This is a genomic window from Mesorhizobium sp. M0062, from assembly GCF_040323125.1.
Taxonomy (GTDB): Bacteria; Pseudomonadota; Alphaproteobacteria; order Rhizobiales; family Rhizobiaceae; genus Mesorhizobium.
In genome coordinates this window covers 119,690-131,563 of sequence record NZ_JAMYUO010000002.1, presented here as the reverse complement: position 1 = coordinate 131,563, position 11,874 = coordinate 119,690, and the positions used below count along the sequence as shown (strand labels likewise).

General features: G+C 62.9%; 13 protein-coding genes. 6 read left to right on the top strand and 7 right to left on the bottom strand.

The genetic code is table 11. The features are described from left to right. The first annotated feature begins 185 nt into the window (after positions 1–185). A complete protein-coding gene (locus tag NKJ64_RS02810; RefSeq protein ID WP_023671995.1) occupies positions 186–581 on the top strand; it encodes an acyl-CoA thioesterase in 396 nt (131 codons plus the stop codon). Positions 582–1,081: 500 nt separating this feature from the next. Here the strand turns inward: NKJ64_RS02810 and NKJ64_RS02805 are convergent, their stop codons facing one another. Then, a complete protein-coding gene (locus tag NKJ64_RS02805; RefSeq protein WP_023683744.1) occupies positions 1,082–1,450 on the bottom strand; it encodes a winged helix-turn-helix transcriptional regulator in 369 nt (122 codons plus the stop codon). 90 nt (positions 1,451–1,540) lie between these two features. On the opposite strand from NKJ64_RS02805, the gene NKJ64_RS02800 reads away from it, so the two are divergent. Beyond that, positions 1,541–2,146 carry an NADPH-dependent FMN reductase gene (locus NKJ64_RS02800; protein ID WP_023671992.1) on the top strand — a complete coding sequence of 202 codons (606 nt, stop codon included), beginning with the start codon at positions 1,541–1,543 and terminating at the stop codon, positions 2,144–2,146. A gap of 165 nt (positions 2,147–2,311) precedes the next feature. Here the strand turns inward: NKJ64_RS02800 and NKJ64_RS02795 are convergent, their stop codons facing one another. Continuing rightward, positions 2,312–3,607, bottom strand: coding sequence for a glucoamylase family protein (locus NKJ64_RS02795; RefSeq protein WP_023733329.1), 1,296 nt, complete (start codon positions 3,605–3,607; stop codon positions 2,312–2,314). 258 nt (positions 3,608–3,865) lie between these two features. On the opposite strand from NKJ64_RS02795, the gene NKJ64_RS02790 reads away from it, so the two are divergent. Then, positions 3,866–4,744: a DMT family transporter gene (locus NKJ64_RS02790; protein WP_023701605.1), complete on the top strand. Its 879-nt coding sequence runs from the start codon at positions 3,866–3,868 to the stop codon at positions 4,742–4,744. A 28-nt stretch (positions 4,745–4,772) separates the two neighbouring features. Here the strand turns inward: NKJ64_RS02790 and NKJ64_RS02785 are convergent, their stop codons facing one another. Then, positions 4,773–6,083: a hemolysin family protein gene (locus NKJ64_RS02785; RefSeq protein WP_352461934.1), complete on the bottom strand. Its 1,311-nt coding sequence runs from the start codon at positions 6,081–6,083 to the stop codon at positions 4,773–4,775. A gap of 70 nt (positions 6,084–6,153) precedes the next feature. Then, entirely contained in the window at positions 6,154–6,861 is a 708-nt protein-coding gene (locus tag NKJ64_RS02780) for an LssY C-terminal domain-containing protein (RefSeq protein WP_352443337.1), read from the bottom strand. A 112-nt stretch (positions 6,862–6,973) separates the two neighbouring features. Here NKJ64_RS02780 and NKJ64_RS02775 point away from each other — a divergent pair, with 112 nt between their 5' ends. Beyond that, complete coding sequence (locus tag NKJ64_RS02775) at positions 6,974–7,699, top strand: gamma-glutamylcyclotransferase (protein ID WP_023728211.1); 726 nt, start codon at positions 6,974–6,976, stop codon at positions 7,697–7,699. A gap of 13 nt (positions 7,700–7,712) precedes the next feature. On the opposite strand, the gene NKJ64_RS02770 is transcribed toward NKJ64_RS02775, so the two are convergent. The 3 genes from NKJ64_RS02770 to NKJ64_RS02760 form a co-directional block, all read right to left on the bottom strand. Beyond that, positions 7,713–8,504 (bottom strand): extensin-like domain-containing protein, encoded by a 792-nt coding sequence (locus tag NKJ64_RS02770; RefSeq protein WP_023695766.1) that lies wholly within the window; start codon positions 8,502–8,504, stop codon positions 7,713–7,715. A gap of 132 nt (positions 8,505–8,636) precedes the next feature. After that, the gene (locus NKJ64_RS02765; protein ID WP_352462034.1) at positions 8,637–9,713 is read right to left on the bottom strand and encodes an extensin-like domain-containing protein; all 1,077 of its coding nucleotides are present in this window, start codon (positions 9,711–9,713) and stop codon (positions 8,637–8,639) included. Positions 9,714–9,911: 198 nt separating this feature from the next. Then, positions 9,912–10,337 carry a DUF3775 domain-containing protein gene (locus tag NKJ64_RS02760; protein WP_023683751.1) on the bottom strand — a complete coding sequence of 142 codons (426 nt, stop codon included), beginning with the start codon at positions 10,335–10,337 and terminating at the stop codon, positions 9,912–9,914. Positions 10,338–10,566: 229 nt separating this feature from the next. On the opposite strand from NKJ64_RS02760, the gene NKJ64_RS02755 reads away from it, so the two are divergent. Both NKJ64_RS02755 and greA read left to right on the top strand, forming a co-directional pair. Next, entirely contained in the window at positions 10,567–11,103 is a 537-nt protein-coding gene (locus NKJ64_RS02755; protein ID WP_023705872.1) for a tetratricopeptide repeat protein, read from the top strand. 288 nt (positions 11,104–11,391) lie between these two features. Further along, positions 11,392–11,865: a transcription elongation factor GreA gene (gene greA, locus NKJ64_RS02750; protein ID WP_023683753.1), complete on the top strand. Its 474-nt coding sequence runs from the start codon at positions 11,392–11,394 to the stop codon at positions 11,863–11,865. Positions 11,866–11,874 lie beyond the last annotated feature (9 nt).

The following is an 11,874-nucleotide window of genomic DNA, read 5'->3' as shown; positions in this document are numbered from 1 at the left end:
ATCCGCGACGGCTTGGCCGCGCCCCTGCGGCTTCCGGCATGGCTTGTGAAAAAAGCGACCGTGAGACGCCTGGTCGGAAAAGCCACCATGGAACCGACATTGCGCCGGGAGCCTCGCCCGTCGCGTTGACCTCTTGGGCCCGTGACGCTACGGGATCAAGGGCTATCGCTTTAGGGGAATCTCGGATGGTGCATTACGCGGACGGACGGCCGATCGGCGATCTGACCTTGCGTACGCTCGCCATGCCGGCCGATGCAAATGCGGCCGGCGACATCTTTGGCGGCTGGGTGATGGCGCAGATGGATCTTGCCTGCGGCATCCGTGCGGCCGAGCGGGCCAAGGGCCGCGTGGTGACGGCGGCGGTCAAGGAAATGTCCTTCGCCAAGGCGATGAAGATCGGCGACACGCTGTGCATCTACACCCATGTCGAGCGCGTCGGCCGCACCTCCATGACGCTCAAGGTCGAGGCCTGGGCGCAACGCTACCTCTCCGACCTGATGGAGAAGGTCACCCACGCCGATTTCGTCATGGTGGCGCTGGATAGCGACGGCAAGCCGAAGCCGATTCCAACCGAAAGTTGACATCGTCGATTCTGCCAAGCTTGCGCTTATGTAACATCCCCCGCGCGGGCGATGCGCTGCGCGACATCCAATGGTTGCCTTCACATCCGATTCTGCGGGCGGCGGAGGGAAGACAATGCGTCAACACATGCTGAACGGCTGGCTCGTGGCGGCCCTCGTCGCGGTGATCTGCCTGCTTGGCACGACCGCTTATACCGAGATCAGGAAAGAGCTTCCAAGCGTTGCCTGCACGCACGACCGGACCGTTGGCAACGAGCGGACTGCCCAGCGGTCTGCAAGGGTAGAGACGTGCGGCGCAGTGTGTTGCAGCAACCCTGCGTCAAAGGCCTGAGGGCCCGTCAGCGGAAGACCTCGTCAGCCTCAAAATGATCATGCGCCGGCGAACGAAACGCTGCAGCTATGTCGCGATGGCGCGACCAACGATGCCAGGGCGGATCCAGTTAAACCCGGGTACGCGTCGTCGACGGCAAAATCCGTAAACTATTGCTGGGCAACGGTTTTCAGGCGTGCACGCCATCGAATCTTTCACGCGCCGCCTGGACCCGCGAGGTGTTCTTCCGCGCCCATTCGCCGAGCGCGCCGACCGGCACCAGCAGCTCATGGCCGAGCTCCGTCAGCTCATAGTCGACGCGTGGCGGGATGGTCGGGAACACGGTTCGGGTGACGAAGCCGTCGCGCTCAAGACCGCGCAAGGTGGTGGTCAGCATCTTCTGCGAAATGCCGCCGACAGCGGCGCGCAACTCATTGAAACGCAGCGGTCCGCCGCCCAGCTTGCCGACGACCAGAACGGTCCATTTGTCGCCGACGCGCTGCAGGATTTCCGAGACGGCGCGGCAGTCTTCGGTGTTGTGCGGGTGCCTCAGTAACATAACGGTGCCTCCTTGCGCTGCCATTTGTCAGTATCTCATATAGCGCCGGTATCCAAACGATACCAGCTTTTTGCATATATGGAGAGCCCCATGTCCAAGCCCAAAATCGCCATCGTCGTCGGTTCGACACGCGCCGCGCGTTTCGCCGATGTGCCCGCCCAGTGGATCGCCAAGATCGCGAAATCTCATGCCGACATCGACGTCGAGACCGTCGACCTGCGCGACTGGCCGCTGCCCTTCTTCGACGAGGTCGCCTCGTCCGCCTGGGCGCCGTCGCAGAACGAAGTTGCCCAGCGCTGGCAAAAGAAGGTCGCCGAATTCGACGGCTTCATCTTCACCGCCGCCGAATACAATCATGGCCCGACGGCCGTGCTGAAGAACGCCATCGATTACGCCGCCAATGAATGGAACAAGAAGCCGGCCGGTTTCGTCGGCTATGGCAGCGTCGGCGGCTCGCGCGCTGTCGAACATTTGCGTCTTGCCGCGGTCGAATTGCAGATGGCGCCGGTCAAATCCGCCGTTCACATTGCCTGGAGCGATTTCCTGGCGGTGCGCCAGGGCGAGAAGAAGCTCGAGGAGATCGAGCATCTGAACCAGGCTGCCACGGCGCTGGTCAACGACGTTGCCTGGTGGGCCCGCGTGCTCAAGGCAGCGCGTCAGGCCGACGCGATTGCCGGCGAAGCCCAGGCGGCCTGAGCCTTATCCTCCCAAGGACCGATGATTTTTCCAAAGGGCGGCGTTTGCGCCGCCCTTTTTCATTCACGTGAAGAGGCGCTCTCGGCTCCCTTGGCCGGATGGTGGAGTCGGACCGGCAAGGTCGCGCTGATGCCTTGACGATCCCGCGCGAAGGATCGCCGCCTGTCACAGCCAACCGCCGGAAAACCCGGCCCGGCGCAGTCCTGTGGTGATGGCCGGCACGCGGCGCATCAATCGCCACAGGAAGTCGGACCGGTAGTTCTCGATCATCAGGGCGATCGGCCCCTGGTTGATGCCGACATGGTCCGGCGATACCCAACCGCAGGCGCGGCCGTCGTCGGCAGCGATCGTCGGGTTGAAGCTCGCGGTGAAGCCGTAAGGGTTGCCGTCGCGCAGGTCCATCTCGTGGAAATGGCGCAGCGCCGGCAGCACGATTTCCGGCGCAAAAGGCAAGGAGGCGATTGCCGCCCATGGCGACAGCGTGCCGTCATCGGGGCCAAACGGTGCGCCGCGGGCGAGATAACCGAAGAAGCGGCGTCCATCGGCTCGCCGCGCGATCGGACCTGGGCCGTCGCTGGCGGTGACGCCCCAGCAATTCTCGCCATAGCCCGCGAACCCCCTCGGATTGCGGATTGCGTAATCGCGCTGCAGATACGTCGCCTGGCGGCTGTTTTCGAAATAGTCCCGGTCGTGATCGCGCATGAAGGCATCGCGGATGTCGCGAAAATCGATCCAGATATGCGAGAACTGGTGGATGAAAAGCGGGCCGGCATAGACCACCTCGCGGCCGTAGATGGTCTTCCATTTGTAAGTGGACAGCCAGGCCGCGTAGCTCTCGGGAGTTAGCGAGTGGGTCGGCGAACCGAGACCCAGGACGTACAGGATCAGCGCCTCGTCAAATCCTTCCCAGCGGTAGCGGAGAAAGCCTTTTCCAGGCCGCCAGCCATGGGTGACGGTGGCGCCGCCGTTCTGCGCCCAGCGCCAGTCGGCACGGCGGTAGAGCGCATCGGCAAGCTGGCGGATTTCCAGTTCGAGCTCATCGTCCTCGTCGAAATAAGCGCCGGCGGCCAGAACACCGGCAAGCAAAAGGGCGGTATCGATCGTGGACAGTTCGCAATTCCAGACGCGGCGGCCGGTCTTCATGTCGAGGAAATGATAGTAGAAACCTTTGTAGCCGGTGGCATCGGGCTCCGGCCCGTGCGGGGCGTTCCAGAAGAAGCGAAGCGTGGCGAGCGTCCGCTCGATTGCGGCATCGCGCGTCATGAAACCGCGCTCGACACCGACGGGATAGGACGACAAAGCGAGCCCGACGGCGGCTATGCTGGCAGGCGACGCCTGCGTGTTGCGGTCGGCGACTAGGCCGTTGGCAGGGTTGGCCTCGTTGAGAAAATACTCGAAGGACAGGCGCTGGATATCTTGGAGAAGCTCGTCGTTTAGCGCGTGTTCGTTCGATGCATCCATGACAATCGATATAGAGGCTTTGGCTGCTTTTGCCATTCGTCCAGCGGATCAATCATGGGTGAGGGCAGGCTGGGGCCGATAGCGAAAGGCGCTGCCGACGCACCGAATTCAAATCGAGGGGCTGCGAAGATCGGTTGGACCGCCATATGCACGGCCCTGCCATCTGGCCTGGCCGTCCTCCCCTGATATATCCGGCTGCGATCCATCACATGAGCATGCCCCGTGAAGTCACCCAGCCTGTCAGGCGTCGTTTCCCCCATGACCCCGGTGCTGGTCTGTGCACTTGCGATCTTCCTTCTGTCCGCCATGGATGCGGCGATGAAAATCCTGGTCATCGCCGTCGGTGTCTACAACACGGTGCTGTGGCGAAGCATGCTTGCGAGCGTGGTCGCGGGCACGGCCTGGGCGGCGGGGCCGCGTTCCCTTCCCACGCCTTCCGTGCTGCGGCTACACGCGCTGCGCGCCGTGATCGTGGGCATCGTTCTGCTGTCGTTCTTCTGGGGCCTTGCCAGATTGCCGCTGGCGGATGGGATCGGGCTTAGTTTCGTCGCGCCGCTGTTCGCTCTCCTGCTGGCGGCGCTGCTTTTGGGCGAACGCATACAGCGCCAGGCGATCTGGGCGTCGCTGGCGGGCATCGCCGGCGTCGTCATCATCATGGCCGGACAGTTCGGGCAAGGGAATTATACCGGGGATGCCCTGCTTGGCACGGTGGCGGTGCTCGCATCGACGGTGTTCTACGCCTACAATCTGATCCTCTCGCGGCGGCAGGCGCTGGTGGCCAAGCCAGTCGAGATCATGCTGTTCCAGAACCTGTGCGTTGCCGCCGTCCTTCTCCCCGCCGCTCCCTGGCTCGCGGTTGCCCTGCCGGGCAATCTCTGGCTTCCGCTGGCCGGGGTGACGGCGCTGTCGCTCTCCGGCCAGTTCCTGATGAGCTGGTCCTACGCGCGGGCCGAAGCGCAATATCTGATCCCGACGGAGTATTCTGCCTTCATCTGGGCGATCGTGTTTGGCTGGCTGTTCTTCGACGAGGCGGCGACCTGGACCACGCTGGCTGGAGCGGCCCTGATCGTGGCCAGTTGCCTGATCGCCTCGCGCTCCAATCCGAAGCTTGCCGAACCGATCGAAGCCGCGGTCTGAGCGCGCTATTCGCTTTGACGGCAGAGCGTCAACGCACCACTTCGCGATGGCCGCTGGGCAGCCGGGTGGCGATCAGCTTGTCGATGCGGCGGCCGTCGAGGTCGACGACCTCGAAACGCCAGCCTTGCGCGTCGACGCATTCGCCGGTCGCCGGCAGATGGTGCATGTGCGACAGCACATAACCGGCGACGGTCTCGTAATCGCGATTTTCCGGCAGGTCGATACCGAGAACGTCAGCCATCTCGTCGGCTTGCATGTATCCCGCGAGCAGCCATGAGCCGTCCTCGCGCTTGACGGCGTTTTCCTCGTCGCCGGCATCAAGGTCGGCGCGGAAGACGCCGGTGATGGCCTCGAGAATGTCGGCAGGTGTGACGATCCCTTCGAAATGGCCGTATTCGTCATGCACCAGCGCCATCGGCACGTCGGATTCCTTCAGCTTCTGCAGCACATCCAGCGCGTCGGCCTGATCGTAGACGATGGGGGCGGCGCGCACATGCTTGCGCGGATCGAGTGCGCGGCCGGCGAGCAGGGCGGCCAGCACGTCGCGCGTCTGAACAACGCCAACCATGACGTCGACGCCGCCATCGCCGGCCGGCAGGCGCGAATGCTGGGTCTCCATCAAGAGCTTGCGGATGGCACCCTCATCGGACTGCAAATTGATCCAGTCGACCTCGGTGCGCGGCGTCATCACGGCGCGCACGGCGCGATCGCCGAGCCGCATGACGCCGGCGATCATGCGCCGCTCGTCGGATTCGATGGTGCCGTGGTGCTCGGCCTCGGCGACCAGCATCTTGATCTCTTCGTCGGTGACTTTCTCCTCGCTCTCGCCGCGCTGGCCAAGCAGCCACAATATGGCGCGGCCGGAAATGTCGAGCAGGAACACCAGCGGCGCCGAGACGGTGGCTAGGATGGTCATCGCAGGCGCCGCGCGGGCCGCAACACGCTCGGGATCGCGCAGCGCGATCTGCTTGGGCACCAGCTCGCCGACGATCAGCGAGAAATAGGTAATGATCGCAACGACAATGCCGACGCCGAGCGGGTCGGCGATGTTTTCGCGCATGCCGGTCGTGGCCAGGTACACCGAAAGCCTGTCGCCCAGCGTGGCGCCGGAGAAGGCGCCCGACAGCACGCCGACCAGAGTGATGCCGATCTGCACCGACGACAGGAATTTGCCGGGATTGGAGCCGAGCGTCAGCGCACGCCCGGCGCCATTGACGCCGCGGTCGATCATCGCCTTGAGCCGCGCCGGGCGCGACGACACGATGGCGAGCTCGGACATCGACAGAAGGCCGTTCACACAGATGAGGACGACCACGGTGGTGATTTCGACGTATAGCATCAGGGCTCAATAGCATTGCGGCGGGCCGCAGGAAAATAGTCCGCGATGATTTTTGGGAAATGACGGTGGTTCAGGGGAATTGCCTGAGCACCCCGACAAGAGTCTTGCCGTCGGTGAAATAGGGATCGCCGCCGCCGTTGCGTCCGGTCCTGGTGGCGCCGATGCCCGGGATGTCGCTCGCCGAGGTCACCATGCCGGCCGCCGACAGGTCGTGGATCACGAGATCGCGCTCGGCGTCGATGTCAGGGGCGATATGGTGGGTGATGGCGCCGGTATCGTGGCTGAGACCAACGCCGCGGTCGAAGCTGGCCGAGCCCATCCAGAGCGTTCGGCCGTCGTCGCCGGTCGCATCGCTGCGCCAGAAGCGGACATGATGGCGCCGGTCGGCGCTGCCGCCGACCGGCTTTTCGAAGGCGAGATCCTGGGCGCGGCCTTCGAACAGCAGCCGGCTGACCGGGGCGTCAGGATAGGGATGGTCGAACAGCACGCTCTCACCGATTTCGATCGCGGTCTTTAGCGTCACGCCATCGGCCGTATCCCATCCGGTCATGGCGAAGGCATGGACCATCTCTTTTTCGGTACCGACAAGGCCGATATTGATCGGGTCGCCGGGAATGCCTTGCGGCGTGTGTGTCACCATCTCGAAAGTCTGCGTGCGAAAGCCGCGGTCGCGAACCGTCCAGAATTCCGGCGCAGCGACATAGGCGAGGGCCAGCCAGACCGCCAGAAGAGCGGCGAGCCAGGTCAATGCGCGTCGTTGCAGGCTTCGTCGGCTCATGAAAGCGGCTCGATCCGTGCGGTATCTGTGCCTGACGGACCCTGGAAATCAATGGCCAGCGGCGAGCAGCCGTTCTATCGTCGGCCATCGTTTTTGCGGGGGGTGAGCAGGAATGGATAAGAAGCCGGTGGGTCGCAGCTCGATGGCATTGACCGCGGACCTTGTCGCAAGGGTCGAGCGTGTCGAACCGGATCCGGGTCCCGAGCCCGGAACAACCGAGCATACAGACGCGGAGTTCGATAGTCTTGTCGAGCAACTTCTGTCGGAGCATCGGCCTGAAGCGCTATGGGTCTTTGCCTACGGGTCGCTGATCTGGAACCCCGAATTTGCCCATGTCGAGCAGCGCCCGGCCACGGCGCCAGGATGGCACCGCTCGTTCTGCCTGACGCTGACCCGTTGGCGCGGAACCCGTGATTTGCCGGCGCTGATGCTGGCGCTCGATCGAGGCGGCAGCTGCAACGGCATCGTCTATCGGCTGCCCGCGGAAGACCATGTCGGGCAACTTGGCCAGTTGATGCGCCGCGAGATCGATGCCAATCCGCCGACTAACGTGCCATGCTGGATCAAGGTCAAGACCAAGGATGGGCCGTTGCGGGCCTTGGCTTTCGTCGCCGCGCCAGACGGCAGGGCCTATGCGGGCCGGCTGCCATTGGAGCAGGTTGCCGACACGCTGGCGCGGGCTGCCGGGCATTGGGGCTCGTCGGCTCAATACCTGTTCCGAACCGTCAGCAAGTTGGAAGAGAGCGGTATCCGCGACAGGAACCTTTGGCGCATCCAGGATCTGGTGGCCCAGCAAATCATCGCTTCCATAGGGAACGCCAATCCGACTGATTTCTGAACGGTGAAACGCCTTAGCGGCAGGCGCGGTAGCCGCTTTTGCGGTTCTTGATGTCGAAATGGAAATGGTTGCGGTGATCGTAATTGTAGCCGGGACCGAGCACGGTGGTGAAATACTGGCAGCCGTCGGCGCGCACATTGTTGAGGAAGCCGCGGGTGCGGAAGGCAAACAGGCCGGGCTTGCGCACGTCGATGTCGTCGCCGTTGTTGAGCTCGATGCTCATGACGTCGAGGGCGTTGCCCTTGCCGTGCTCGGACAGGACACCTTCGCCGGCGATGTTGCGGCAGGAATAGCTTGAGCCCTGGTGGATGGTCTTGACGCCCGAGAAATAGCGCCAGCGGGCGGAGGGAACCAGTTCGTTGCTGGTCCAGGCGGCGAAACTTGCGGCCATGTCGCAGGTCAATGTTGCGGCGGGCTTCATCTGGATGCCGCCGATGGCGGAGACCTTGACCGGCCAGTCTATGCCGCACTGTCCCTCGTGGATCGGCTGGACATCGGTGTAGACGACGCGAAGCCGCTTCAGCTCGCCACGGCAATCGGTTTCGCTGGCCGGCATCTGCTGCGGCTCCGACTCCGACATCGGCTCGTCCATGTGCGGATAGGCGGCAGTCATATAGGGATTGGACGGGACGAGCTTCTGCATGCCTTCATATTGCGGCACGGCCGCGGTCTGCGAGCCGACATCGACGGCCGGCTGCAGCGACAGCACGCTGCCAGTGTTGCAAGCCGAAACGGCGGCCAGCGCAAGACCGGCGGCCAGTATCGCTGCGCTTTTTGCCTTCGCGGCGCGAAATATTGCGGCCATGGGCGGAATCCTGTCCTTGATCGGTGGGATTTTAACGATCAAGGGTAAAGGAAAACTCAGCGTTCCCGTTCATGCCTGCGGCCGAAATGCGGCAGCCAGACCATCACCGGCATGACGATCACTGAAGGGCCATCACTGGCAGAAAGTGCCACCATTCCGGCGCGGTTCGAGATCGAGATGGAAATGCAGGGAATGGTCCGGGTCCGCGCCCGGTCCAAGCACGGTCTTGAACGGTCCGCAGGCGGCCTTGCGCACCGCATTGAGGAATTTGCCGTCCTTCTCGGGCGGCGTTGGACCGACTTCGACCTTTCTGCCATCTGACAACGTGAAGCTGGCAATATCGAGCGCGTTGCCGAAGGCATGTTCCGACAGATGGCGCGTGCCGTTGCGCGGCCGGCAGACAAAGGCCGATGCCTGGTTGATCGATTTCAGGTCGGCTCCGAACTCGGCTTTCGCCGCCGGCTGTATGATTTCGGCGGCAAAGCGGGCTGCAGCCTCGGCCATTGGGCAGTTGAGTTCGGTCGCGGGGCCGATGGCGATGGATTTTCCGAGCGACTTCAGCACCAGGGGATAGGGGATCGAGCAGCCGATGTCGGGATTGCTTTCCGCCTTATGCTCCTCGAATTCGACACCAAGGGCCGTCAGCCGCTCGCGACAGGCGACTTCCGCCGCCGGCATTTTTGCATCGGGCACATCGGCCGAGCGCGCATCGGGCAGCATCTTCTTGTCGCCGGCATCGGGTTTTTCAGGTGGTTGCGGAGCAACGGCCGGCGGCTGAGCTTCAGGTTCCGAAGTGTCTGGCTTTTGTGTCGGAATCGGCGCCGCGGCCGGCGGCTCGGGCTCGCTTTGCCTATCGGTCGATGGCTTCGGGGCTGACGGTCCGGGCCGCGCCTGCTTTTTAAAACCGGATTTTTCTTCGTTGAATCGATCGTCATTGGACCGGTTGGGCGCGCCAAGGGGGTTCGGACCTTCGGCCTTTTGCTTTTCGATCGGTGCCGCGCCGGTCTTCGGCGCCTCTGAAGGACGCGCCTCGGGCAGCGGGACAACGCGCGAGGGCTGCACCGGAACATCGGCGGGCGAGGGCTTTTTATCCGGGGTCTTTTGTTCCACCTGCTTTGGCGTGATGTGCCGCTTTGGACTGGGCTTCTGGCGGTGCTTGCTGCGCGGCTTAGGATGCGAGTCGACCTGCGGTGAAAACAGCTGCTCCAACCGCTGTGACAGCGGCGTGTAATGCTTTTTGCGCTGTTTGGCGTCGGCTTGCGTCAGCAGGGGCGTCAGCAGCAGAGCCGTGACGACCATGACCAGTGCAACCCTGGATGTTCGGGAAAGTACAAGCGACCCCATCGTCCTCAACGGCGCGAACGCCTGGAGGTTGCCTGCGGCCCATCACGAACGGTAACGACGTCGTTACGCGCCAATCGCTTCCAGCCCTTCTTCCAGCCAGTCGGCCAAAAGCGGCATGCCGAGCAGGTATTTCGCCGTGCGCTTGTTGGCGCGGTCGCGCGCGGCGGCAACCGCATCGGACCATTCCGCTGCGTCATAGTCGCCGCGGCCGACCCAGGCCAGCGCGATCAACTCGGCCGCTTCGTCGACGTTGAGGTCGTTGATCAGCTCGCGCAGCTCTTCCTCGGTGAGGTCTTCCGCGCTTTCCTCCGCCAGACCGTCATGGTGGTGATTGGCATGTGATTCACCATCGAGCTCGACCTCATGCTCGGCACCGTCGGCATAGTCTTCGTTGACGGCAGCACTCAGTCCCTTTGCCTTGAGAATGAACAGGCGCACGGTGTCCGGGCCGATCGATAGCTCCCATTCCCGCTCACGGCGCTGTTGCACTCTCGGGCACCCCCGCTGATCATTTCCCGAATGATAGCGGATTTGCAGCGCGCGTCACGTCATGTTCTGATCCCTGGCTCCCGCCTTTGACCGAATTCAGGTTAGGCACGGCCGCACAAATAGTTTCGGCGGCTGCGGGTTTCCGGGATGAAAAGTCTGCATCCCGGCGTTAGCTTTTCATTATCGTCATTTTCCCTCAAGATCGTCATTATCCCTCAAGGAGGCTTCGATGCATAAAAGAGTGTTGATCCAGGCGGCTGCGGCGCTTGTGGCGCTGCAGTTCTTTGCGGTTCCGGTGTTTGCGGCCGGCGGCGGTGGCGGTGGTACCGAGACCACCACCCAGTGCAAGAAGGGGCAGGTCTGGGACAAGAAAAAGCAGAAATGCGTCGCGCCGAAGTACGGCATGCTGGACGACGACAACATCTATGATGCTGGTCACGACCTGGCCATGGCCGGGCGTTATGACGAGGCGATCGCCGTGCTCAGCCTTGCCGCCAACAAGCAGGATCCACGCATCCTCAACTATCTCGGCTATTCGCATCGCCATTCCGGCCGTGTCACCGTCGGCCTCGGCTATTACGAGGAAGCGCTCCGCATCAACCCGGATTACACGCTGGTGCGCGAATATCTCGGCGAGGCCCATCTGCAGATCGGCGATCTGGTCGGCGCCCAGGCGCAGCTGGCCGAGATCGAGAAGCGGACGGGCAAAGATTCGCGCGAATACGGCATGCTGGCCGAACAGATCTACCATTTCATGAGAAGCTGACCCCACCCCAACGGCTTCTCTGGGCCGGCTGCGAGCAATCGCAGCCGGTTTTTGTTGTCGCAACTGCAACACGCTGCACATGCCGTGACGGCAATTGCGCAAGTCGGCTCATGATTTTTCAAAAAGCCTGCTTTTTCAGCGTGAAAAACGCGCGAGGATCGCTATATTGGGGAAAATTGCGGTGAAACGGTTCCGTTAGCCCGAGGCTGCCGGACCCGTTTTCTTTTTATACCCATCGACAAGGCTTTCCCCGAAATGCGGGGGTGGCGGCAGGAAAGGTCAGGCATCATGAACAAGGTCCCGATGACAGGCGAGGGGTTCGCGTCATTGAAGGAAGAGCTGCGCTGGCGCCAGCAGCAAGAGCGGCCGCGTATCATCGAGGCGATCTCCGAAGCGCGCTCGCATGGCGACCTGTCCGAAAATGCCGAATATCATGCCGCCAAAGAGGCGCAGAGCCTCAATGAGGGCCGTGTCAACGAACTGGAAGACTATATTGCTCGGGCCGAGGTGATCGACGTCACCAAGCTTAGCGGCGACAAGGTCAAGTTCGGCGCCACGGTGGTGCTGGTCGACGAGGACACCGAGGAAAAGAAGACCTACCAGATTGTCGGCGACCAGGAAGCGGATGTGAAATCGGGCCGTATTTCGATCTCCTCGCCGATCGCGCGCGCGCTGATCGGCAAGGAAGTCGGCGACGCCATCGAGGTCAACGCCCCCGGCGGCGCCAGGGGTTATGAGATCGTCCAGGTGCAATTTATCTAGCACCTCAGA